General features: G+C 47.7%; 25 protein-coding genes, 1 riboswitch and 1 other annotated feature. Of the genes, 11 read left to right on the forward strand and 14 right to left on the reverse strand.

All coding sequences use genetic code 11. The features are described from left to right. The first annotated feature begins 50 nt into the window (after positions 1-50). The 3 genes from C7R91_RS11565 (at position 51) to C7R91_RS11575 (ending at position 4,548) form a co-directional block, all read left to right on the forward strand. A complete protein-coding gene (locus C7R91_RS11565; RefSeq protein WP_047071235.1) occupies positions 51-1,196 on the forward strand; it encodes an alpha-hydroxy-acid oxidizing protein in 1,146 nt (381 codons plus the stop codon). 207 nt (positions 1,197-1,403) lie between these two features. Continuing rightward, a complete protein-coding gene (locus C7R91_RS11570) occupies positions 1,404-3,530 on the forward strand; it encodes a bifunctional diguanylate cyclase/phosphodiesterase (protein WP_047070391.1) in 2,127 nt (708 codons plus the stop codon). Positions 3,531-3,642: 112 nt separating this feature from the next. Further along, the gene (locus C7R91_RS11575) at positions 3,643-4,548 is read left to right on the forward strand and encodes a DMT family transporter (RefSeq protein WP_047070392.1); all 906 of its coding nucleotides are present in this window, start codon (positions 3,643-3,645) and stop codon (positions 4,546-4,548) included. A gap of 59 nt (positions 4,549-4,607) precedes the next feature. Here the strand turns inward: C7R91_RS11575 and nadD are convergent, their stop codons facing one another. The 4 genes from nadD to C7R91_RS11595 form a co-directional block, all read right to left on the reverse strand. Then, positions 4,608-5,246: a nicotinate-nucleotide adenylyltransferase gene (gene nadD, locus C7R91_RS11580; protein WP_047070393.1), complete on the reverse strand. Its 639-nt coding sequence runs from the start codon at positions 5,244-5,246 to the stop codon at positions 4,608-4,610. Positions 5,247-5,275: 29 nt separating this feature from the next. Beyond that, a complete protein-coding gene (locus C7R91_RS11585) occupies positions 5,276-5,821 on the reverse strand; it encodes a cysteine hydrolase family protein (RefSeq protein ID WP_047070394.1) in 546 nt (181 codons plus the stop codon). A gap of 28 nt (positions 5,822-5,849) precedes the next feature. Beyond that, the gene (locus tag C7R91_RS11590; RefSeq protein ID WP_047070395.1) at positions 5,850-6,638 is read right to left on the reverse strand and encodes an NUDIX hydrolase; all 789 of its coding nucleotides are present in this window, start codon (positions 6,636-6,638) and stop codon (positions 5,850-5,852) included. A 153-nt stretch (positions 6,639-6,791) separates the two neighbouring features. After that, positions 6,792-7,478, reverse strand: coding sequence for a YceI family protein (locus C7R91_RS11595; protein ID WP_047070396.1), 687 nt, complete (start codon positions 7,476-7,478; stop codon positions 6,792-6,794). A 280-nt stretch (positions 7,479-7,758) separates the two neighbouring features. On the opposite strand from C7R91_RS11595, the gene C7R91_RS11600 reads away from it, so the two are divergent. From C7R91_RS11600 to C7R91_RS11620, 5 genes are all read left to right on the forward strand, one after another. Then, entirely contained in the window at positions 7,759-8,442 is a 684-nt protein-coding gene (locus C7R91_RS11600) for a response regulator transcription factor (protein WP_047071237.1), read from the forward strand. Continuing rightward, positions 8,439-9,935 (forward strand): sensor histidine kinase, encoded by a 1,497-nt coding sequence (locus C7R91_RS11605; RefSeq protein WP_047070397.1) that lies wholly within the window; start codon positions 8,439-8,441, stop codon positions 9,933-9,935. Before C7R91_RS11600 ends, C7R91_RS11605 begins: the two co-directional genes overlap by 4 nt. 49 nt (positions 9,936-9,984) lie before the next feature. Next, positions 9,985-10,226: a binding site (T-box leader), on the forward strand. Between the two features lie 94 nt (positions 10,227-10,320). Further along, positions 10,321-10,821: an Lrp/AsnC family transcriptional regulator gene (locus C7R91_RS11610; protein WP_007722565.1), complete on the forward strand. Its 501-nt coding sequence runs from the start codon at positions 10,321-10,323 to the stop codon at positions 10,819-10,821. Beyond that, entirely contained in the window at positions 10,818-11,996 is a 1,179-nt protein-coding gene (locus C7R91_RS11615) for an aminotransferase (protein ID WP_047070398.1), read from the forward strand. The genes C7R91_RS11610 and C7R91_RS11615 overlap by 4 nt, the downstream gene beginning before the upstream one ends. A gap of 350 nt (positions 11,997-12,346) precedes the next feature. Beyond that, positions 12,347-12,514 (forward strand): hypothetical protein, encoded by a 168-nt coding sequence (locus tag C7R91_RS11620; protein ID WP_236697882.1) that lies wholly within the window; start codon positions 12,347-12,349, stop codon positions 12,512-12,514. A 75-nt stretch (positions 12,515-12,589) separates the two neighbouring features. Here C7R91_RS11620 and C7R91_RS11625 read toward each other — a convergent pair whose 3' ends face one another. From C7R91_RS11625 to C7R91_RS11645, 6 genes are all read right to left on the reverse strand, one after another. Continuing rightward, positions 12,590-13,645: a TolC family protein gene (locus C7R91_RS11625; protein WP_047070399.1), complete on the reverse strand. Its 1,056-nt coding sequence runs from the start codon at positions 13,643-13,645 to the stop codon at positions 12,590-12,592. Positions 13,646-13,861: 216 nt separating this feature from the next. Further along, positions 13,862-14,008: a hypothetical protein gene (locus C7R91_RS29315; RefSeq protein WP_162837751.1), complete on the reverse strand. Its 147-nt coding sequence runs from the start codon at positions 14,006-14,008 to the stop codon at positions 13,862-13,864. Continuing rightward, a complete protein-coding gene (locus C7R91_RS11630; RefSeq protein ID WP_047070400.1) occupies positions 14,001-14,192 on the reverse strand; it encodes a hypothetical protein in 192 nt (63 codons plus the stop codon). The genes C7R91_RS29315 and C7R91_RS11630 overlap by 8 nt, the downstream gene beginning before the upstream one ends. 140 nt (positions 14,193-14,332) lie before the next feature. After that, complete coding sequence (locus C7R91_RS11635) at positions 14,333-15,205, reverse strand: hypothetical protein (protein ID WP_047070401.1); 873 nt, start codon at positions 15,203-15,205, stop codon at positions 14,333-14,335. A gap of 216 nt (positions 15,206-15,421) precedes the next feature. Beyond that, positions 15,422-16,870 carry an amino acid permease gene (locus tag C7R91_RS11640; protein WP_047070402.1) on the reverse strand — a complete coding sequence of 483 codons (1,449 nt, stop codon included), beginning with the start codon at positions 16,868-16,870 and terminating at the stop codon, positions 15,422-15,424. 112 nt (positions 16,871-16,982) lie between these two features. Beyond that, positions 16,983-17,168, reverse strand: a riboswitch (Lysine riboswitch). 84 nt (positions 17,169-17,252) lie between these two features. After that, on the reverse strand, positions 17,253-17,747 hold the full coding sequence (locus C7R91_RS11645; protein WP_047070403.1) for a DinB family protein: 495 nt from the start codon (positions 17,745-17,747) through the stop codon (positions 17,253-17,255). A 168-nt stretch (positions 17,748-17,915) separates the two neighbouring features. Between C7R91_RS11645 and C7R91_RS11650 the strand changes: the two genes are divergently transcribed. Further along, entirely contained in the window at positions 17,916-18,473 is a 558-nt protein-coding gene (locus tag C7R91_RS11650) for a CGNR zinc finger domain-containing protein (protein WP_047070404.1), read from the forward strand. Between the two features lie 31 nt (positions 18,474-18,504). Here the strand turns inward: C7R91_RS11650 and C7R91_RS11655 are convergent, their stop codons facing one another. Continuing rightward, positions 18,505-19,305, reverse strand: a complete 801-nt coding sequence (locus C7R91_RS11655; protein WP_047070405.1) for an inositol monophosphatase family protein — start codon at positions 19,303-19,305, stop codon at positions 18,505-18,507. A gap of 178 nt (positions 19,306-19,483) precedes the next feature. Between C7R91_RS11655 and C7R91_RS11660 the strand changes: the two genes are divergently transcribed. Further along, positions 19,484-20,236: an alpha/beta fold hydrolase gene (locus C7R91_RS11660; RefSeq protein WP_047070406.1), complete on the forward strand. Its 753-nt coding sequence runs from the start codon at positions 19,484-19,486 to the stop codon at positions 20,234-20,236. Here the strand turns inward: C7R91_RS11660 and C7R91_RS11665 are convergent. From C7R91_RS11665 to C7R91_RS11675, 3 genes are all read right to left on the reverse strand, one after another. Beyond that, positions 20,214-20,612 (reverse strand): hypothetical protein, encoded by a 399-nt coding sequence (locus C7R91_RS11665; RefSeq protein ID WP_047070407.1) that lies wholly within the window; start codon positions 20,610-20,612, stop codon positions 20,214-20,216. The genes C7R91_RS11660 and C7R91_RS11665 overlap by 23 nt on opposite strands. 36 nt (positions 20,613-20,648) lie before the next feature. After that, on the reverse strand, positions 20,649-21,173 hold the full coding sequence (locus tag C7R91_RS11670; protein WP_047070408.1) for an ImmA/IrrE family metallo-endopeptidase: 525 nt from the start codon (positions 21,171-21,173) through the stop codon (positions 20,649-20,651). Between the two features lie 73 nt (positions 21,174-21,246). After that, complete coding sequence (locus C7R91_RS11675) at positions 21,247-21,693, reverse strand: helix-turn-helix domain-containing protein (RefSeq protein ID WP_047070409.1); 447 nt, start codon at positions 21,691-21,693, stop codon at positions 21,247-21,249. Positions 21,694-21,873: 180 nt separating this feature from the next. Here C7R91_RS11675 and C7R91_RS11680 point away from each other — a divergent pair, with 180 nt between their 5' ends. Beyond that, positions 21,874-22,068, forward strand: coding sequence for a BhlA/UviB family holin-like peptide (locus C7R91_RS11680; RefSeq protein WP_047070410.1), 195 nt, complete (start codon positions 21,874-21,876; stop codon positions 22,066-22,068). Positions 22,069-22,075: the final 7 nt, after the last annotated feature.

The following is a 22,075-nucleotide window of genomic DNA, read 5'->3' on the forward strand; positions in this document are numbered from 1 at the left end:
GAATTGAGATAAAAAAGATGAAAGACGATCGCAGAAAGGGAGCAAACCAGATGACGAAAACAAATGAGGAATCACTCTTATTTACCCGTGTGAACAAGGAGACGCAGGCATTGCCGATTTCCATTGAGGATTGGGAGAAAAAGGCACGCGAGGTTTTGCCGGATGGACCATTTGATTACGTTGCCGGGGGATCAGGGGCAGAGGAAACGCTGGTAGAAAACCGGACAGCTTTTTCCCGTTGGGCAATCATTCCACGGATGATGCGGGATGTAACGAATCGCACGCTCAGTATTTCGATGTACAATCAAGCATTGCGCACACCGATCTTCTTGGCACCTGTAGGCATGCAGACGATTTCACATCCAGCTGGAGAGCTGGCGTCTGCCAAGGCGGCAGCAGCAGCTGGAGTGCCGTTCGTAGCCAGTACAGTTTCTGCTCACTCACTCGAGCAGATTGCAGAAGTGATGGGCGATGCCTATCGCTGGTTTCAGCTCTATTGGTCGAATGATCGAGAGGTTTCTGCGAGCATGGTCAGAAGGGCGGAAAAGTCAGGCTATTCTGCTATTGTCCTCACGGTAGATACCGTCATGCTAGGGTGGAAGCGCAGAGACTTCCGCAACGGGTATTCGCCACTGCGCGAAGGAAGAGGACTGGCGAATTACTTGACAGACCCTGTTTTTTGCTCGCGGCTCCCAGAGGTAACGCCGGAGAATGCAGTGGAGGAAGTGTTGAAAAACATTTATCATCCAGCGCTCAATTGGAACGATATCGCCTTTTTGCGTGAGCATACCCGTCTACCGATTTTGGTAAAAGGCATTTTGCATCCGGATGATGCGCGGCTTGCTTTAGAGCATGGTGTCGATGGAATCATCGTCTCCAATCACGGTGGGCGGCAGATGGATGGTGCTATTTCTACGCTGGATGCGTTGCCAGCGATTGCCGAGGTAGTAGCTGGCAAAATACCTGTCTTGCTCGACAGTGGCGTGCGTACAGGAGCAGATGTCGTCAAAGCGATTGCTTTAGGGGCCAATGCCATCCTGATTGGCCGCCCATTCCTGTATGGACTGGCTGTTGCCGGAGAGCAAGGCGTAGCGAGTGTGTTAGATACACTCATCCATGAATTTGACGTCGCAATGGCGCTGTCTGGCAGCAATTCTGTCACAGACCTCAATCGCAGCATTCTTGCGCGATTGTAAGGGTAGCAGCCCGTTCATACCCATTGAAAAAATGAGCCAGTCTTCATGCACTGGTTCATTTTTTTCGCAAAAATGTTATTTCTACGACAGTTGTTCTCGTTGATCTTTCGGTAAAACATGGTAAAATGGAACGAACTTGTATTCAGAACGTTACGATCCTTCTGTAAGGATCATTTTTTTTGACTGTATCCAAAGCAGGTGATGGAAATGAAAAATCAAACGATGTCTTCACTGACACCCCAAGATTGGGCAGGGCTACTACGTGAAAAAGATGGTGAGCTGAACATGGTTGTGAATGAGCTGGCAGATGTCAAATACGCTTTGGACCAATCCACGATCTTGGCAATTACGGACCATAAGGGGATTATTTTGCGGGCAAATGAGCAATTTTGCCGCATATCGAAATACGAACGAAGCGAATTGATTGGAAAGGACCATCGTATTCTTAATTCGGGTTACCATCCGAAAGGCTTTTTTAAAGAAATGTGGTCCTGTATTCGATCTGGCCAGGTCTGGCGGGGGGAAATTCGCAATCGCGCTAAAGATGGCAGCTATTATTGGGTCGATACAACCATCGTGCCATTTAAGAATCAAGCGGGCGAAATCTATCAATACCTGTCCATTCGCAGTGATATCACAGCTCGCAAGCAGATGGAAGACGAGCTCAAGCGCAGTGAAGAAAAGTATCGCATCATCGCGGAAAACACGTCGGATATCATCAGCATCATCAACCTGGATGGGGATTTTCTCTATTTGTCCCCGTCTCACAAGCGTGTATGGGAGCATACCGTTCCTGATGAGGAAATCCATAACCTGTTCGAGTGGATTGTGGAGGATGACCGGGATATTTTTGCTTATGCGATTCAGCATGCCTTCTCTACGCGTAAAGAGTACATGGTAGAGTGCCGGATTAACACCCAAAGAAACGATGTGATCTGGACAGAAAGCAAAATCAATCCGATTATGGATGAAGAAGGAAATGTGACCAAGCTGCTCCTTGTTACCCGTGACGTCACAGACAGAAAACAGTCCGAAGAGACGATTCACCACTTGGCTTATCACGATGCGTTGACAGACCTGCCGAATCGACGGATGTATGTCCAACAGCTCAGCAAGGAAATGATGCAGGCCAAGCGATTCCAATCGAATCTGGCTGTGCTGTTTTTGGATTTGGATCGCTTCAAGGATGTGAACGATTCTTTCGGTCATGATGTGGGGGATATGTTGCTGGTTGAAGCAGCAAAGCGTCTACAGGCATGCCTCAAGCCAGGGGATGTTGTGGCCAGGTTGGGTGGAGACGAATTTACGATTATGCAAAACCAGCTGCAAGATCGCAGCGAAGCGACTGCTTTGGCAGAGCAGATCATGTATCAGCTACAGCGGCCGTTTGAATTGGATGGTCATGTATTCAACGTGTCGTGCAGCATCGGCATCGCCTTGTACCCGCAGGATGGGGACAATCCCGAGGATTTGTTAAAAAGAGCCGATACGGCCTTGTATACAGTGAAATCGCGCGGGAAGAATGGCTATGACTTTTTCGATCCGACGATGGAGGCGAAGTCGCTGGAGCGAATCTTGATGGAAAACGAGATGCGGAAAGCCATTGAACAAGAGCAGTTCCAAATATACTACCAGCCCAAAATCGATATTGCGACAAGCGCAATGACAGGCATGGAGGCGCTCGTCAGATGGGTGCATCCAGAGCTGGGCATCATTCCGCCGAATCGCTTTATTCCCATCGCTGAAGAGACAGGGATGATCCTGGCGCTTGGGGAATGGATTTTGAAACAGGCGTGCAAGCAAAATAAAATCTGGCACGATCAAGGATATACCCTGAAGGTCTCTGTGAATTTGTCAGCGAGACAGATCTATCAAAAAGATCTGGTCGAGATGATCAAGGATATTCTTCAGGAAACAAATCTGTCTCCTAATTGGCTAGAGCTCGAGATTACGGAGAGCATTTTTGTCAAAATGGAAGAGGCGACGGCAGTCCTGCAACAGATTCGGGATATCGGCATCCAAATTTCCATTGATGATTTTGGGACAGGCTATAGCTCATTTAGTTATATTAAAAGCTTGCCAGTCGATACAATCAAAATTGACGCCTCATTTATTCGCGACATTCATCACAACCAAGAGAGTCAAGCGATTGTAAAAGCGATTGTCACGATCGCGCAAAGTCTCAATATGAATGTCATCGCAGAGGGAATTGAGCTGCACGATCAAGTAGCGGCTTTGAAGGAAAATGGCTGCGACCACGGTCAAGGTTATTTGTTCAGCAAACCGCTTCCGACAGATGATTTCGATCAGTTATTGCGTCAAGAACAGCAATAATATGCCAGGAAGCAAAGCCGGGTGAGAGCATCCGGCTGTTTCTTTTGTGTGGTACTATAGGAGGCGGACAAAAACATAAGTGCAAGTGTGCAGCTAGAAAGGGAGGCCCCTCGTGGGAAAGTTTTCGGGTAAGACTGTAGTCGCTGTTGCAAGTCTGGTGTTGATGTGGGGATTAAGCTGGTCGATCTACAAAATGTCGCTCGCCTATACTCCACCGATTTTATTCGCAGGAATGCGTTCGCTGATTGGCGGACTTCTCCTTGCTTTATTTATTTTACCGAAATGGAAAAAGATCAACTGGCGTGAAAACTGGTTGCGCTATTGTATATCTGCCTTTCTGAATACATTGTGCTTTTACGGCATTCAGACGGTTGGACTCGTGTATTTGCCAGGTGGATTATTCTCTGTGTTGGTGTATTTCCAGCCAATCTTGATTGGACTCTTTGCCTGGTTGTGGCTGGGTGAGAGCATGACAGTGCTCAAAATCATTGGGCTGATCATGGGATTCCTCGGGATACTTGCGGTCAGTGCAGATGGTCTGACTGGACAGGTTTCCATCGCGGGCGTCATTTTAGGCTTGTTGACGGCTCTGTCGTGGGCGATGGGTGTGATCTATGTGAAAAAAGTCAGTGCCAAGGTTGATTCGCTGTGGATGGTTGCCATGCAATGCATCATCGGTGGCGCGGCCTTAACTCTTTTGGGGACAGGCGTAGAAAGCTGGTCCGACATTGTCTGGAATGTACCTTATTTGATCGGTCTCAGCTATGGAGCTACATTTGGCGTGCCGATTGCCATTGTCATTTACTTTGGGCTTGTGAATGCAGGCGAAGCGAGCAAGGTGGCAGCTTTTACGTTTCTCGTGCCGCTCATCGCAGTCGTCACTGGCACTATTTTCATGGACGAGCCGGTTACCTATTCGCTTATCGCCGGTCTGGTATTGATCGTGTGCAGTATTTACTTGGTGAACTATCAGAAAAAGATACGACAGCCTGTAATTGCCAATCATCTCAATCGTTGATGGAGACGACAAAGAAAACAGCCGACACTTCACAGGTTCGGCTGTTTTTCTTATGGAGATTATACGTAAGGCTCTTTGTAGATTCCTTTTTCATAAATGTACTGAAGGCAAGCATCCGGCAACAGGAAGCTTGGATCGCCGCCTTTGCGGATTTCGTCTCGGATGTAGGTAGAGCTGATTCCCATGTTGATGCCCTTGCTCATAATGAGAAAATGCTCATCATGATTGCGCAGCAGCGCGTCCTCTGCGATCAGGTCAGCTGTCGGATAGCCTTCGCGCGACATCACGATGAAGTTGAACCCTGCGACCAGCTTTTCAGCGTTGCCCCAGTTCGACAGTCCCTCTAATAAATCCGATCCCATGATGAAAAAGAGCTCATCGTTCGGGTACTTCCTTTTCATGTGCATCATCGTATCGTACGTATAGGTTTCACCTGGCAAGGCATCCATCTCGACTGTAGAAATCTCGAAAAGAGGCTCGCCATATTGGTTTGTTTTGTGTGTGCTGCCAGCCAAAGCCAGTTTGAGCATGTGCAAGCGATGGACGTCCTCTGTCTGCAATTTTTTGTCATGACGCTTCGAAGAGCATGGTACGAAAATGACTTTGTCCAGCCGTCTCCGGTGAGCGACAGTCGCTGCCGTGAACAAATGGCTGTACGTGATGGGATCAAAGCTGCTGCCATAAATGCCGATTCGCATAAAAATTGCCTCCAATCGTCATGAGCCTGTTATTTTTTTCGAACAGTCATGCCTAGCTGGTTTTGAAAATGACCGAGAGCCCACTTGTGACCTTCGGGAAGAAAGCTCGCTACGGCATCCTCGTGGATGACGACAGAAAAGCCGTTATAGAAGCCTTCAATCGCTGTATGCAGCACACAAATGTCAGTGCAGACACCTACTAGATGAATCTCAGTAATACCTCTCGTGCGCAACAATAGGGCAAGGTCGGTGCCTTGGAAAGCGCTGTAGCGCGTCTTATCCATCCAGTGAATCGTATCTTCGAATTCCTCGTAAATGTCCTGAATGCTGCCATACAAATTCCGGCCAGCCGTACCGATAATGTTGTGCGGAGGATAGAGTCCAGTCTCAGGGTGGTACGGGTCCTGCTCTCGATGAGCGTCGACTGCCATGACGACAAAGTCGCCTTCTGCGAGGAAGTCGCGGATCAGCTCTCCAATGCGTCCTTCAATAGCCTGACCAGGCTCTCCACAAGTCAATGCACCATCTGTCGCGACAAAATCATTCGTGTAGTCGATCACAATCAAAGCTTTCATGGAAAAAACCTCCTGAATGTGGACTTTTTCAGTAAATCATGGCAATTGGGGTAAAACCTGTAAAGCGATAGAGCTTGGCTGGCGAATTCGAAAACTCGGTCGAGTAGACAGGCTGTCCGTCAGCCGAGAGAACTGGCTCGAGAAGTCCTTGCCGTCTGGTTGTCGCAAGCAGGCGCCGCTCAAAATTGCCGCGATCCTTTGCTGAAAAGGATGGAACGACGGTCTCGATCACTTGCAGCAGTTCACTCAAGGTAAACTCATCTGGCAAAAATGCTTTGGCGATAGTCGTTTGCAGCATCTGCTCACGAACGCGCTGTAAGGCGTCAGTCAAAATTTCACGATGATCAAAAGCAAGGTTGAGGGCAAAAGCTTCCTCGATCGGAAACAGCTGCGCGTCTGATGCATCGTCGTTTGCCTGTGCGTGCTTCAATAAATCTTCATGAACGAGGGAGACATAGGCAACACTCGGGATCCAACCACGAGGGTCTCTTCCCGGTTTGTAGTACGTCTTCAGCTGCTCGATGTGTACATCGCGGTCAATATTCGTCTCTTCTTTCAACTCACGATAGGCACATTCGTCCAGTGTCTCCGATTCATGGGAAAAACCGCCAGGCAAGGCCCATTGCTCTCCAAATGTATCGCTTTTTCGCTTGATCAGAAGAACGGCCAATTGCTTGAGTGGCAGCGATTTGGTTTTCGTTTGGCGCGGGATGGAAAGGATCGTAAAGAGGCAAATATCTGTAGGAAGTCCATCCGGCGAGCGGTACTTTTTCGTCCGAAAGTGGATGCGTTTGGCTCGAAGGCGAGACGTACTCACAAGATCATCCTTTCCGTTTGCTCGAATCTGTTATCATGCTTTTATATTATGATATCGTTTTAACAATGTCAATATTACAATGTAAAAATTTATGAAAAAAGACGTCTGTGAATGTCAGACGTCTCTCGAAGTGGTTCCTGCGAAAAGAAATGATTAAACAGCATCCAGCGCGAGTCGCAATGTAATGGTAATGTTTTCTTCCGTTTTGGCCACGATCGTATGAGGGCTAGTCAAACCGAAGTCACCAAACGTTACGACAGACGTTCCTTCCAACTGTAGCTTGCCTTGGGAATAAATCGCGTCAGCATTAATTTTTACGTCTTTGGCAATTCCTCTTACAGTCAGGACGCCATTGATGGTGAACGATGCCTTTTGTCCTTCTGTCCATGTGGATGGCCAGTTCTCAAAGGATTTCGCTTCGAAGGTAGCAGCTGGATGGACGGCCGTATCGAAGTAATCAGGAGATTTGATATGGGTGTCGCGCTTTTTATTACCGGAGTTCAGCTTATTCAAGTCAGCGGAAGCTGTTGCTTTCATTTGGTCGGGTGCAGTGAGGTTCACATCCCAACTGCCAGTAATGCCATCCATTTCAAAGTTTACCGTTTCTTTCGACGTAGTGACGGAGAAATAGACTTTGGACTGGTCATTGATCGTCCATTTTTTATTCAGTTGATCTGCTGTCAAAGGCGTTGAGGAAGCGGTAGATGAGGCTGTGGTTGCCGCAGCTGCAGGCTGGATCTCCACATGGTTTCCCACAAAATAGTCATAAAGCATGTAGCCTCCGATACCAACCACGAGCGTGGCAACTGAGGCAGTCAGGATAACCGAATTCTTTTTCATTATTGGATAACCTCCATGTTTTTGAAGTGTTCAGACTTGAGTCGTATGTATTTGGCCTTGCTGGGATCATTATGAGAGAGGAAGCTGAGCGGGTCTTGAAAGCTGGCTGAAAGTTTGTTGAATATGCATTGGGAAGAGAGTTATCAACGTATTTTGCGTATGATTTACATTTTTTGGGTAATTATTCTGTAAATAGCTTTCAGCTCGCACTCAGGGTCTATTCAGCTAATTTTCAGCTACGCTTGGACTGATCAGGTAAAATGGAGGTGAGGTGAAAGAAATGAGCCAAAACAAAGGCATTAAAATATTGCTTGTCGATGATGAGCCAACCATCCTGCAATTTTTGGAGATGGGTCTTGAGAATGAAGGCTTCCAAGTATTGACGGCACAAGATGGGATGACCGCCGTGACCATGGTGAAGGAGCATCAGCCGCATGTCGTCATTCTCGATGTGATGATGCCTGGCATGGATGGCTTCGAGGTATGCCGGATGCTGAAAAAGATACAGAATGTAGCGACGATCATGCTGACAGCCCGCGAAGATGTCGAGGATCGGGTAAAAGGGCTGACGCTCGGTGCCGATGATTATATGATCAAGCCGTTTAGCTTTGAAGAGCTGCTTGCCCGTATCCATGCGCGCATTCGTAATCATTACCCACATCTGCTCTCCAAGGTGCACCTCGGCCCATTCCAGATCGATGACAGGCGAAAGGAAATTACCTACGAGGATACGCTTCTGGAGCTATCGCCAACGGAATACTCTTTGCTGAAATATTTGGTGACGAATCACGGCTTGGTGCTGAGTAAACCAATGATTTTGGATAACGTCTGGGGCTATGATTTCGGTGGGGAGGAGAATATTGTCGAGGTGTACATTCGCTCCCTGCGAGATAAACTGAACGATCGTCAGCATCGGATCATCCGCACATTGCGCGGTGCGGGCTATCGGGTTGATTTTGTATGAAAATGAATCGAAACAATCAATGGGCCGCCTTCCTAGAACCGAACTCTTTGCGTTATCAGCTGTTGTCTCGTTCGTTATTTATCTTATCCGGGTTGCTGCTTCTAATTGGCATGATTCAATACTTATTAATGGAGCAGTTCTTGTATCGAAGTAAAGCAGAAAGCTTGTTAAATCTGGCTGTAACAGTTCCTTTTCAGGTATTAGAGGACACGGAGACGCTCCCGAAAAACGATCAGTATGTCAGCGCGTTGCTTTCCTTGCGTACTCCCGATATCAAGTATGCCTTTATTGACAACGACGCCAACGTGACGGAGCTGTTTGCGAATCCGAGCGAAGGATATTCCCCGCGCTTTCCTGAGAGTCTATACCGCGAGATCTTGGCTAGTGGCGTATGTTCTTTTAAATACAAAATTTTGGAAGGCAGTACGGGTACGGATTATTTGGTCGTACTGGCACCAATCCTTTCCCCTGATCAGCTGCAAGGAATTGTACAGCTGAGCACACCTGTCGGCTCGATGCGTGAAGTGCTGCTTCCACAGTTGATCATTTTCTTCTCAGCATCTGCACTCGCCTTGCTTATCGGTTTGTTAACGTATGTGCCTGTGCTCCGCCGTACGCTGAACCCACTTTCGCGTATTGAAGTTACAGTTGAGCGGATTAATGCGGGTAATTTGGATGAGCGTCTGCCGATGGATCAAGGACAAATGGAGATAGATCAATTATCGGCGGTCTTCAACGGAATGCTGGAGCGGCTGGAAACCTCCTTTAAAACTGAGCAGGAAGCAGGGGAGCGGATGAGGCGCTTTGTAGCGGACGCTTCGCACGAATTGCGAACACCGCTGACATCCATCCATGGTTTTTTGGAGGTGCTGTTGCGCGGTGCGGCGGCAAATCCCGAACATTTGCAAAAAGCATTGAAAAGCATGCATGGCGAGACAGAGCGGCTGAACAAACTGGTCAATGATTTACTGTACCTGGCTCGGATGGATCGGGAACCGGCTTTCCTTTTGCAAGAAGGGCAGTTGGACGCGGTCGTGCACAGTATGGAATCACAGCTCATGGTCCTGGCGGGTGACCGAAACGTTCATTTCCGCGTAGAACCGAATGTTACGGTTGCTTTCGACTGTGACGGAATGAAGCAAGTTATTCTCAATCTGTTTCAAAATGCGGTGCAGCATACTGACCCTGTGAACGGTGAGATCGAGCTTACATTGAGCAAGATTGCCAATGGGATCGAACTGGCGATCAGAGATAATGGGGCCGGAATCGCACCGGAGCATGTCCCGCATGTATTCGACCGTTTCTACCGGATTGAATCCTCACGCGCACGGAAAAGCGGAGGTGCTGGACTGGGACTGTCGATCACCCAATCCATCGTAGAAAATCATCGGGGAAAAATTGACGTACAAAGCAGCTTGGGAACAGGGACGGTGTTTCGCGTCTGGTTGCCTACCGGTTTGAAAGAGGTCCAGAAGGCAGAAGTTGTTGGTTGACAATGAGAGAAAACGTCATTTATAATCTGAGACATTCAATAAAACAAACAACACAGCCGTGAAAAGGAAAGTAAAAAAGGGATTTTGACGTCCAGAGAGTTGCCTGTTAGCTGAGAGGGCAGCCGCGAACTCTTTTTGAAAGCCACCTTGGAGCTCTGCTTTTGAAAATACCAAGTAGAAAGCAGCGGATGGCCCACGTTATGGGGCGCATGTCTTTGTAGACAGCACGAGTTTGCCTTTTGTGAGAGAGGCAAAAAAGCTGAGTGGTACCGCGATACCTTCGCCTCAGCAACCGGATTCATGGAAATCATGAGTCTGGTTGCTGGGGCTTTTTGCTTTATGAGGTTGTGTAAAAAAAATAAAGAGAAAACTGGAGTGGTGGGGCATGGATCGCTTGAAGCAAAGAGAGCTGTTGCACCTGTTGGAAGAAGACAGTCGCATGAGCGCTGAGCAAATCGGAAAAATGATCGGAGAGCCGACCGAGGTCGTTGAGCAGACGATTGCAGCATTGGAAGCCGAGAAGGTCATTGTCAAATATCCAGCGCTGGTGAACTGGGAGCGTGTGGACGATCATCCGTACGTAAACGCCATGATTGATGTGAAAGTGACGCCAAAGCGCGACGTCGGCTTTGATGAAGTGGCGGAGCGAATCTGCCGTTTCCCAGAAGTGAAGGCTGTTTACTTGATGTCTGGTGCAAGCTATGACTTGTCGATTATTTTGGAAGGCAAAACGATGAAAGAGGTAGCCACTTTTGTTTCACAAAAGCTGTCCACTCTCGATTCGGTTGTCTCAACAGCTACACATTTTATTTTGAAACGTTACAAGCACGATGGCATTGAGCTGGAAGATCGTGACGAAGATCACAGGATGGTGGTTACGCCGTGAGTACACAAGTCAAAGTCAAAAACCGTTTATCCAACACAGTTCAATCGTTGAAGCCATCAGGCATTCGCCGCTTTTTCGATTTGGCAGCCTCGATGGAAGGAGTCATTTCCTTAGGTGTAGGGGAGCCTGATTTCGTCACTCCTTGGCGCATGAGAGAAGCTTCAATTTCTTCCTTGGAGCGCGGACATACAGCATATACATCCAATGCAGGTATGCTGCCATTGCGCGTGGAAATTCAGAAATACTTGGAAGAACGTTTTTCTGTCAGCTATCATCCAGAGACAGAAATTCTCGTGACGGTTGGTGCCAGCGAAGCGATTGATATTGCACTGCGTGCCATTCTCGATCCAGGTGATGAAGTATTGGTTGTAGAGCCTTGCTATGTCTCCTATGAACCAGTTATTCGCTTGGCTGGTGGTGTGCCGGTTTTCCTGAAAACGACGATGGAAAACCAGTTCAAGCTGACACCGCAAGAGCTGGAGACGCACATCACCTCGCGTACAAAGGCAATCATTTTCTGCTATCCAAATAACCCGACCGGGGGGACTATGACGGCTGAAGAGTGGAAAACACTGTTGCCGATCATTGAAAAGCACGACCTCATGGTGATCTCCGATGAGATTTATGCGGAGCTTACCTACGGCCGCATGCACGATAGTATCGCGGCTCTGCCAGGGATGAAAGATCGGACAATCCTGATCTCCGGTTTTTCCAAAGCATTCGCGATGACCGGCTGGCGTCTGGGATATGTCTGCGCGTCGCCTGATTTGCTCGCAGGCATGCTGAAAATCCACCAGTACACGATGCTGTGTGCTCCGACAATGGCTCAGATGGCTGCATTGGAAGCCCTGCGTCATGGGCGTTCTGATATGGAACGAATGATTGAGAGCTACCGTCAGCGCCGCAATTATGTGGTAGATGGATTCCGCCAAATCGGATTGACTTGCCATGAACCGGATGGAGCATTCTACGCATTCCCGTCAGTGGCGTCTACAGGTCTCAGCTCTTCTGAGTTTGCGGAGAAGCTGCTGATGGAGGAAAAGGTAGCTGTTGTACCTGGAGATGTGTTCGGCGAAAGCGGACAGGGACATATCCGTTGTTCTTATGCAACATCGATGGACCAGTTGAAGAAGGCGCTTGAACGTATGGAGCGCTTGATGGGACGACTGTCCTAACATTTTCCGGGAAATAAAGGGGGGGGGCGGCTTTCAAGCTACTCCCTTTTTTAACGAGTGGCTGTGGGAGGAAGAAGCGCATTTCCAGTCTGCGCTTCGGCCTACGCCCCGCAAGGGGGATTCACTGTCCGCCTCGGAAAAAATGGTGGGAGCGCTTCAAACCTGAAAACGCGAATGCGTTTTTGTATGTAATAAAAGCATAAATTCCCCACCATTTTTTCCGAAGCTGGGATGGGCTCCAGAGGCGCTTGAATGGAAATACGCTTCTTCTTACGTGGCTGTTGTAAGGGAACAGCTTGAAAGTTGGTGCAAGAGGATGTTTTGAAGGTTTTTCGAGGAGGGTTTTCTTAATGATTTCACTGCCAACCCAATTTACCCAAACAATTATCGGCGTACATAAAGAAGAGGAGCGTCTCCGGCTGGATTCCTTTCATGAGTTGATTGCTGATTGCAAAACACGGTGGTCTCTACGGTGGTCGTCTGGTGATGTCGGGAGTTTTCGAGAGGCAGTTAAATGAGTAAAGGCTTCACCCTGTGGGATGAAGCCTTCTCTATTTTAAATGAATAAATGAGATCTTTCGTTACACGAAATATTAATAGCCAGTTGACTGGTTCAAGGTGGAAGCAGCGAGATTGTATTGATAAACCGATTCGATTGCTTTTGTTTCGGCGTCAAACAGGTTTGCTTCGTCTTCCATCAGTTCTTTCATTGATGCTTTTCCTAATCTATATTGATCGATTGTTGCCTGATAGCGCTCCAATGCGGTTTCTTTCTTTGTTGTACTTTCCTCTACTGCCTTTTTCGCTGCCAGTACCTTCGTATAGTTGTCACTTACTTCTTGACCGATTTTCTTTTGGGTTTTTTGTTTTTGCAGTTCCGCTTTTTTGTGCTCATTTTTAGCGATTGTACCTTTATGTGTGCTGAGTGCGGAATACTCTGCCGTGTAATCAATTCTTACTTGGGCAAAGTCTATTTCTGCTTGTGCTTTGATCATCTCAGGACGTTTTTCAAAAGCTTTTGCTTGCAATTGCTCCAGGGAAAGCAGCTCGTGCTGGGTCAGATCAGTAGCGATCATTCTCCATTGTCTGTCTGCTTTTTCATTCAATAACTCGTTGAGCTTGGCCAATGCTTGTTTGTAGCTGGCTTCAAGGGCAGCAAGATTTTTGTGAGCTTCTGTTTCTTGTGAGTCCAACCAGTACTGTCTTTGCAAGCTTTTCTTTTGCGCTTTGATTTTGGCGTCTAATGATTGGGCTTCGAAGAAAGCTTTTTGCACTTGCAGCTGAATGGTGTTTTTTTGCGTATTCAGGGCGACTTCATCGACAACTACTTCTTTGATGGCTTTGGCAGCGTCTTCGAATTTCTTTTTTGCATCAGCCAGAGTCATGATGTCGGCTTTTTTGATTTCTTCTTTTTCTCTTAACGTGATGGATGTTTCGTACTTCGTAATATCTAGCTCAAGCCGAAGTAGCTCCAGGTCAACGCTGTTCTTTAGTGCCTGTTCAACTGCGAAATTAAGCGATAAAGGGGAAACATCCGTCTGTTCAGCTGTGGCCACGAGTGGAGCGGCCTGAGCCAAATGGGCGCCACCTGTGAGGAGAGAAGTGACTAATGTTGTGCTGTAAATGTGTTTGAAGAGCCTGGATTTCATGGGGCAACCTCCTGATCATATATACAAGAATTTGATAACGATTCTCATTATCAAATTAACCAAAAGTATATATTTCCAATAGAATTTCGTCAATAAAAAAATGTTTTTCACCATGTTTTTGGTCAGAAATCCAAAGAAAGCCCCTTCGGGAAAAAGGCAAAGTGAGCATCTGCCTGTTTCCCCAAAGGGGCTTTGTTTTACGTAATGGGAAAAGAACTATTCTTCGTCTCGGTTTTCTTTGTTTTCCGCAGCCGCCTTGGCAGTTTGGTTCAAAGTTCCTTCTTTTGGTGTAAGCGAATAGCCATGCATATTGCTTCCGTTATAGCCCATGTCCGGCTTTTCCTTAGAGATGCGATCAGTCATTTGCTTCCCCCTTATTTTGTCCAGTGGGTTTAGAGTCTTGCTGCACATACGGATTGTCGATGTCATTTGGTTCCTTGTCCAGATTGGTACGGATTGCGAGTATTGGACTAGTGGGAGGTTGTGCGATCAGTCTGTCATCCAGTTGTTTGAAATCAGGCAGGTCGTTTTCACGATTGTCATTCATGTTCGTCTCCTCCTTTACGGGTTAGTATGTCCACCATCTGCCTGTCAATTTCCTTAACTGGAAAAGGAAACTGTACACGAAAAAACAGCCCCAGTCCCAGGGAAGTTCGGGCAGAGGCTGTAACGATCATCTTTGTGCAGTTAACTCGTTTTCTTGGCCACGATCTTCATAAAAGAGGCAAGATTCGTTTGTAGCAATGGTGTGAAGGTAGAAAAAGAAGCCTTTTCAGCGAGTGTATTCATTTGATGAACAAATTCAGTGGCGTCCTTTGTATTTACATTCTCAAAGCGGTTAGCGATTTTTGTATTTTTTAAATCGGAGAGAAGCGTAGCCTGTTCGTTTCGGTATTGTGCGATCCAGTCTGGACGATGTTGCAGCTTTTTGACGAATTGAATCAGCATGCTTACTTTCTCTGTTTGATTGGTTGTGGCCGCTTGCATTTTTTTATAGGCTTCTGGATCATGCCGCTCCATCAGCTTGGATGGATTGACATAGTCGTTCGGCGCCCCATGCGGCTTTTGCGGAAGCTCTACGTAGCTGACACTGCCAGTTGCAGGGTCAACCTTTCGGGTTTTGGCAACGCCTGCGAGTAAATGGAGGGTATCCAAAAATTCAGCAGCATTTTTTTCATCAGCCATGTACTGGTCTGCCAAATATTTGCCTTGGGTTAAACCGACTTCTATCAAAGCAGCTCTTTCTTCATCGGTGTAGGTGGCTTGGGAGTTGAAAAAATTTCGCTCCAGGATGTGGTCAAAGGCTTTGCGAGCCTCAGGTGGTTTATCTGCGAAAATTTTATCCAAACGCTCATTAATCTCTGTGCTAAAGAATAATTGAACGCTGTGATGTTCGATAGCATCTGCAGGTAGCTCGCGGGCCTTGTGAGAACGAAGGTCTACTGTATCGTGCTCGGGCAATCGGGGCAATCCTAGGCGAGTTCCTGTCACCATCTTGGGTGCAAGTTGGGCAGTTGATAGCTGGGGGGTTAGATAGCGGGTATTCGATTGGATGTGCATGTTCTACTCTCCTCACATGGATTCATGTTCAGTCGTGATGGTAGGAGATCTGGTTACCTTTTATCAGATGACTGGGATGAGTTGTGAGAACGGAAGGAAACGGATCTCAATGCTTCTTCTCTATACTATCGGCTATTTTGGGGCAATTTTTAATATGTGGGCAAACATGAAAAAGGACTCCCGTTCAGATGACGGAAGTCCGGATTTTTTCTTCGATTATTTCGTGTGTTCATCCATGCTGAAGTCTACTTGTTCAAGAGGGACGAGCTTGGTCTTTTGGGAAATCTTATAAGCGAGCCAAACGATTAAGAAGAGTGGCAGGCCAATGTAAGAGACCAAAACGCCATACCAGTCGATCGTTCCACCCAAGAATGCGGAGTAGTTTTGCCCCAAAATAACGATACAGCAAATGATGAAGGCAAAAATCGGTCCAAACGGGAACCACTTTGCCCGATAAGGCAATTCGCTTAAGTCACGGCCCTGAGCGATAAACGCTTTGCGGAAACGGTAGTGACTAACGGCAATTCCCAGCCAAGCGATGAAGCCCGACATACCGGACGCATTCAAAAGCCATACATACACTTCGCCTTCTCCAAACAGAGAGGACAGAAAAGCAAGGGCACCGATGATCGCAGTCAAGATCAAGGCATTGATCGGTACGCCGTTACTTGTTACTTTTGCGAACCATTTTGGTGCTTTTCCTTCTTTCGCCAAGTTCCACAGCATGCGTGTAGAGGCGTACATGCCAGAGTTACCAGCAGACAATACAGACGTGAGAATAACGGCATTCATGACGGATGCTGCAAAAGCGAATCCGGCATTTTCAAATACAATCGTAAACGGACTGATCGCAATATCCGTAAGGTCGCCACTGATCAGATTTGGATTATCGTATGGAACCAACAACCCGATGATCAAAATAGCGAGGATGTAGAAGAGCAAGATGCGCCAAAAAATTTGACGGATAGCCTTCGGAATGTTGCGGGCAGGGTCTTCGCTCTCACCGGCTGCGACACCAACCAGCTCTGTCCCTTGGAAAGAGAATCCGGCAATCATAAAGACACCGAGCAGGGCCATGAAGCCACCATTGAATGGCGCGTCGCCTTTGGTGAAGTTTTGGAAGCCAACTGCTTGACCACCCATAATGCCAAAAATCATCAACACACCCACAATAATAAAGATGATAACCGTTACTACTTTAATCAAGGCGAACCAATATTCAGATTCTCCATAGGCTTTCACAGACAGGAGATTCAAGGCAAACAGCAATCCAAGGAACAAAGCGCTCCACACTATCGCTGGGGTATCTGGGAACCAATATTTCATAATAAGTGCGGAAGCTGACAGCTCGACGGCAATGGTAATGGCCCAGTTGTACCAGTAGTTCCAGCCAAGAGCAAAGCCGAGAGATGGATCGACGAAGCGTGTGGCATACGTCGAAAACGAACCGGAAACAGGCATGAAAGCCGCCATTTCCCCCAAGCTGGTCATTAAAAAGTAAACCATGATACTAATGGCGAGGTAGGCGACTAAAGCTCCACCTGGTCCAGCGGAATGAATCGAGCCTCCGCTCGCGAGAAACAATCCCGTCCCAATCGAGCCGCCGATGGCGATCATCGTCAGGTGTCGGGCTTTTAAACCACGTTGCAATTGATTTTGTGACATAAGCTGCTTGCACGACCTTTCTAGATTTTTGAGAAGGAAGGTCGGAAATTAAAAAACCGCCATAGCCAAAAAATGGCATAGGGCGGTATCATCCAATCCCCACCAAGCCTTCACTGAAGATAGCTCACCACGTTTGCTTGGCATGCAAACGTGACAGTTCTGCCCCTTTCGAGTACAGCCCCAACCCAATCGCACAGAGACGCGATATGAGCTTCGGCGGATTTTCCTTACCTGGAGTCATTGATTTTCTCTGAATCTCGTACAGGATGATATAAAAGCCGCGACCTCTATCCTCACCGTGAAAGATGAGGATAACATGTATGAAATTATGTGATTCATCAAATATAAAGGATTGTTCAGGATTAATCAATGTGAAATTTTGTTATTCAAATGAGCGTCTGGCAGGCCAAGAGCCTTGCAGCTTGCGAATTTGGACGATTTGTCCCGTGTGAAAAGCATCATGCAAGACAAGACTCATTACATTTTGGTAAATGGGTGTATAGGTAGCCATCTGGTTTAACTCTTCATCCGTCAGCAAAGCAAGCTGTTCATGAATGTGGCGATGGACGCTTTCCATTCGCAAGAGGGTAGCTTGCCAAGCGTCTTCGTCATCTGGACCGCCGGATGGGGTGAAGGTATCATCGTTCGTCTCAGCGGAGCCAGGAAATTCAGTGCCCAAAAGACGATGCAACAGGCGTTCTTTGTAATAAAGAAGGTGGCTGACGTTTTCCCAGATCGTGTTGGCTGCTTCTCCCACAGGACGCCAGCTAGCCTCGACAGCCGATACCCCGGAAAGCGCTTCTTTTAAGGGTGAATACCAGTCTTCCTTGTCATACGCACATGCCCATCCGTGCAAAAGCAATTCCTTCCGATTCATACGCTTCCTCCTCGTCTGTGAAACAGATTGATGAAACGCTATAATAGCAATAAGAAACGAGTGTGTAACTAGTAAATCTGATTACGATAGTTACGAGTAAAGGTTACCATATCCTGTATGGTCATACAAGAGAGAAAAATGAAGGGTTTCGTCAGGAGAGTTGATGACATGGACTGGCTTTGCATCGATTTTTTAAATAGTGATTGGCGGGATTGGCGTGGCTCTGGTCGTTGGGAAAATCGTTTGGAGAACCAGGAATGGCTGTCATCCTTTTTGCAAACATACAAGCTAACCGCTCCGCTGCCGATTGGTGAGGAGTGTGGTGCGTCTCTTTTGCAATTGCGGGAACGCTTGAGACGTATGCTGGAAGCCGTTGTCCGTGGAGACCGAATCCAAGAGGAGGACCTTGCGGAATTGAACAAAGTGTTGGCTCTCGCTCCTTTTCACATGCAGGTGTTGTATATAGATGAGGAGGGCAGCTACATACAAAAGCATTCTAGCTCAACAGAGGGCTGGCCCCTCGTCATGGCGCAAATTGCGGCTTCTTTCGCGGAGTTGCTTGCCCCGCAGCATCTGGAACGAATTAAAATATGTGACAACGAGGATTGCCGCTGGGTGTTTTATGATGAAAGCCGAAACCGGGTGCGCCGCTGGTGCGATGACAAAATGTGCGGCAACCTGATGAAGGTGCGTCGTTTTCGTGAGCGGAAAAAGGAGAAAGGGTGATGCGCATGGGCTCACCCTTTTTATCTGTCTGTTATGAAGCTGGGGTCAATTGGATCAGTTTAGGGTAGATGGACGAGCCTGCTGCTACGATGCCTGTGCTTTTCCAGCAAAAATCATCCCCTTGCGTATCCGTAATTTTGCCTCCGGCTTCCTGGACCAAAAGAGCTCCCGCCAGCCAATCATACACCCCTTCACCGTATTCCCAGTAACCGTCGAGCCGTCCGCAAGCCACGTAAGCAAGATGGAGGGAAACCGCTCCCTGCATGCGGATGGCAAAAGCCTCTGGCATCACTCGCGTCAAGGAATTCGCTGTATACTTACCGACCAATAGGTTCATCGGCTCGGAGGAAGCAAAGAGCGTGCCGAGAGTGCACTCACTCAGCTGCGATTTGGATGAGGTACTGATTTTTTGTCCGTTTAGAAAAGCTCCACACCCGTCAATTGCTGTAAACAGTTCATCACGGCATGGATCATAGACAAAGGAAACAACCGTGCTTCCTCCGTCAATCAGGCAGAGGGAGGTAGCCCACATCGGCATATTTTGCAGAAAGTGGACTGCTCCATCGATTGCATCCATCACCCAATAAGGATTGGTGAATTCAGGCTTTTCCTGTGCAGCCAGATCGAATTCCGCGTCCGAGAATTCATAGGTGGGGAAACGCTTGGATAACGATTGCTTCAATCGAGCTTCAACCACGGAATTCACCTCTTCAAAGCGTTTAGCCATTGCTTCCTTGCTATGGCAGGGCGCGCCTTTTTCAAATTCCACTAGCAGCTCCTTTCCAACGCTTCTTACCAGTTCCTCGCAAAATTGCACATCCTGTAGATTCATACAATTCCCATCCCTTCTTTTTTTGGTGAAAGTTAAGTAGTATGTTTGAATACTACTATGAAAAAATCAGCTCGTCAACACCACGAAAATGTCGAGATTCACAATTTATGCACATGTGCAGAGCGTTTGAGACATAATAAGTAGCATCATACATGGGATCGGAAACGAGGTGGGTAGGATGAGTCAAGCACGCAAAAAATGGCTTCAGGCACTCGTATTGGTGACACTTGCAGCGGTTTGTCTCGCTATATGGTACTTGCAGCCATATCAGCCCGATCAGGCAGCTTTAACGGCCATGCAAGGCGGTGAAGGGATTACGGTCATGGATACGAATGACTGGATTATTTTTCAAGGCGGGGAGTCACGCGAGCCGGGACTCATCTTATATCCGGGAGCATTAGTTAAACCGGAGAGCTATGCACCAATTGCCCGTGCTTTGGCAGGCTACGGCTACCATGTTTTTCTTGCACGGATGCCACTGAATTTGGCTGTAAGTGATATGACGAGAGCCACACAAGTATTAAAGGCATACCCGAATAAAACGTTTGTCATCGGAGGGCATTCGCTCGGTGGTACCATGGCAGCCGAATTCGCAGTAAACCATCCGGACCGAATCAACGGTGTGTTTTTACTGGGGGCGTATCCGAACAGACAGGGGAACTTGAAAAACGTGAATTTGCCCGTGCTGTCATTGCTCGGGTCCCGCGATGGTGTGATCAATATGGAAAAGTTTGAGGAGAGCAAGCAATATTTGCCGGAGCGTACCGTGTACATGTCCATAGAAGGGGGAAACCACTCCCAGTTCGGAAGCTATGGATCGCAGGAGGGTGACAATCCCGCTGCCATTACCCCGCAGGAGCAGTGGCAGCAAACGGTGGCAGCAATCAAGGATTGGCTGCTTAATGATGTCACGATGATGAACGTGGAATAATACCGGATACAACACCTGTAATGCGAATGTTTTCCGAGGGGAGCAGCATGGGCGTGTCTTGCTCGCGTGTGGTTGTAAACAGACATTCCAATGGATTGACATCTGCTGCGATTCGCACAAGGAACTGCCCCTCCTGTCGGACCAATACAGGTCTGTCTTTTACAGGCTCCATCGAAAAGTCAGAGATCAATAAGGCGTCTCCGGGAAAAATACCGAGACCACTAAGGCCGTCATCTCGCATGATGAGAGCAAAGCGGGCCACGTGATAGCTGGCTACCTCCAAAGAGGGTAACAGAGACAGCTCCTCGTCTTGGTCCAAGGCGAGATCAAAAAAATGAGTCGTGTATGCATCTCCGGCAATAAAGACTCGTTTCACCAGGTATCGCCTCCTGCATCATAATAGCATCGCAATTTACCCATAGACGGGAAAGCCTTTGGCATACATACGGCTTAGTATGCGCTCAAAACGGGCACGAGCAAGAGGCAACGGCACCTGAAAGCGCTGAGCCAACACAGCAGGTGCATTGTATCGCGAGCAATCGGCCAGAAGGGTGCTCATCATGTAAATGGGAAGCAGCAAATGCTCGGCAAAATGATTCGCCTGCGATTCTTGCCAGTCAATCATCCATTCGCTGCTCTGGGGCTGAATGCCTTCATGAAGGAGCAAATGTCCGAGCTCATGCGCGATTTTAACCCGCTGGGTAGCTGGATCGAGTCGCTCGTCCACCGCAATGATATAACGTCCCGGCGAAAAGGGATGCGCGTGTGCCCGACTCCTGCCGCAAATACGATGGATCTCGATGCCGTATGTCTCGCACAGCAGATGCAGATCGATTTGTTCGGGCTGGTCGATGCCGTGATGCTGAAGTAATAAGTACACGCGACTCTCGAGCCATGTTTGCGGTTCGCAGATTTCTTGCAAAAGGGAGTGAAGCATCAAAGACCTCCTAAGTGAATAAGTAAGGAACGTACGTTCTGTTCTTGGCTGAAAAGAAAACCCCGCATTGGGGTTATTTTTTTTTGATGTCTTCCGTGATGTCAAACAAAGACGGAGGTCGTTCTTCGCGTACTTTACGGACCTTCCACTGTTTCTTCAAGTCGTACCAGTAGCGGCGAATTTCTTTTTTCTCCTCTTCTGAAGCATCCAGATACCCGTCTAGGAAATAGTAGTCGTCCGGGTCATCGATCTTTTCCTGCAAGAGCTCGTCCAACGAACGTTGATTTGTCTCTCCTGTTGCTGGGAGAATATATGCCGTGACTTCATCTGTGCGGCCCAACAACCAATCGGTCGTAACGTCCAGCACATCAGCCAATTGCCGCAGCATGTCATTCGGTGGTGTGCTGTGGTTGTTCTCGTAGTTACTGATCGTCCCCTTGGTTGTGCAGACATGCTCTGCCAACTCTTCCTGGGTCAGACCTTTTGTCTTACGAGCTGTGCGTAAGCGCTGAGATAGCATGAGCGTGCCAGTCCTTCCTGTGAGGATGTACAAATATATTGTACTAAATGAGAAGGAAAAAGAAAAGTATGGATATTATTTTTGTCTCTAACGAATTATGTACAAGCCTTTTGTACAAAATACAGATAAGGACGATGCGGGAACACTCGTTCTGTACAGTGACAAAAGGGGAGATTAAACATGGAAGATCAAGTAACAACCGTATTACTTCAGCAAGGGCCATTTGCTGCTTTGTTTGTCTGGTTGTTGTTTTATATTATGAGAGCAAATCGCGAGCGAGAGGGGCGACTGCAAGACTTGCTGGACAAATACAGCGACAAATACGATTTGATCCTCGAGGAATTGCGCGAGATCAAGGGAAAAGTGAGGAAATAACTATTTT

Source organism: Brevibacillus formosus (assembly GCF_003013405.1).
Classification (GTDB): Bacteria; Bacillota; Bacilli; order Brevibacillales; family Brevibacillaceae; genus Brevibacillus; species Brevibacillus formosus.

Excerpts from the sequence above, each read along its gene's own strand:
- C7R91_RS11565 (WP_047071235.1), top strand. The coding sequence starts at position 51 with ATGACGAAAACAAATGAGGAATCACTCTTATTTACCCGTGTGAACAAG.
- C7R91_RS11570 (WP_047070391.1), top strand. The coding sequence starts at position 1,404 with ATGAAAAATCAAACGATGTCTTCACTGACACCCCAAGATTGGGCAGGG.
- nadD (WP_047070393.1), bottom strand. The coding sequence starts at position 5,246 with ATGCGAATCGGCATTTATGGCAGCAGCTTTGATCCCATCACGTACAGC.
- C7R91_RS11585 (WP_047070394.1), bottom strand. The coding sequence starts at position 5,821 with ATGAAAGCTTTGATTGTGATCGACTACACGAATGATTTTGTCGCGACA.
- C7R91_RS11595 (WP_047070396.1), bottom strand. The coding sequence starts at position 7,478 with ATGAAAAAGAATTCGGTTATCCTGACTGCCTCAGTTGCCACGCTCGTG.
- C7R91_RS11600 (WP_047071237.1), top strand. The coding sequence starts at position 7,759 with ATGAGCCAAAACAAAGGCATTAAAATATTGCTTGTCGATGATGAGCCA.
- C7R91_RS11605 (WP_047070397.1), top strand. The coding sequence starts at position 8,439 with ATGAAAATGAATCGAAACAATCAATGGGCCGCCTTCCTAGAACCGAAC.
- C7R91_RS11610 (WP_007722565.1), top strand. The coding sequence starts at position 10,321 with ATGGATCGCTTGAAGCAAAGAGAGCTGTTGCACCTGTTGGAAGAAGAC.
- C7R91_RS11620 (WP_236697882.1), top strand. The coding sequence starts at position 12,347 with ATGATTTCACTGCCAACCCAATTTACCCAAACAATTATCGGCGTACAT.
- C7R91_RS11625 (WP_047070399.1), bottom strand. The coding sequence starts at position 13,645 with ATGAAATCCAGGCTCTTCAAACACATTTACAGCACAACATTAGTCACT.
- C7R91_RS29315 (WP_162837751.1), bottom strand. The coding sequence starts at position 14,008 with ATGACTGATCGCATCTCTAAGGAAAAGCCGGACATGGGCTATAACGGA.
- C7R91_RS11630 (WP_047070400.1), bottom strand. The coding sequence starts at position 14,192 with ATGAATGACAATCGTGAAAACGACCTGCCTGATTTCAAACAACTGGAT.
- C7R91_RS11635 (WP_047070401.1), bottom strand. The coding sequence starts at position 15,205 with ATGCACATCCAATCGAATACCCGCTATCTAACCCCCCAGCTATCAACT.
- C7R91_RS11640 (WP_047070402.1), bottom strand. The coding sequence starts at position 16,870 with ATGTCACAAAATCAATTGCAACGTGGTTTAAAAGCCCGACACCTGACG.
- C7R91_RS11645 (WP_047070403.1), bottom strand. The coding sequence starts at position 17,747 with ATGAATCGGAAGGAATTGCTTTTGCACGGATGGGCATGTGCGTATGAC.
- C7R91_RS11650 (WP_047070404.1), top strand. The coding sequence starts at position 17,916 with ATGGACTGGCTTTGCATCGATTTTTTAAATAGTGATTGGCGGGATTGG.
- C7R91_RS11655 (WP_047070405.1), bottom strand. The coding sequence starts at position 19,305 with ATGAATCTACAGGATGTGCAATTTTGCGAGGAACTGGTAAGAAGCGTT.
- C7R91_RS11660 (WP_047070406.1), top strand. The coding sequence starts at position 19,484 with ATGAGTCAAGCACGCAAAAAATGGCTTCAGGCACTCGTATTGGTGACA.
- C7R91_RS11670 (WP_047070408.1), bottom strand. The coding sequence starts at position 21,173 with ATGCTTCACTCCCTTTTGCAAGAAATCTGCGAACCGCAAACATGGCTC.
- C7R91_RS11675 (WP_047070409.1), bottom strand. The coding sequence starts at position 21,693 with ATGCTATCTCAGCGCTTACGCACAGCTCGTAAGACAAAAGGTCTGACC.
- C7R91_RS11680 (WP_047070410.1), top strand. The coding sequence starts at position 21,874 with ATGGAAGATCAAGTAACAACCGTATTACTTCAGCAAGGGCCATTTGCT.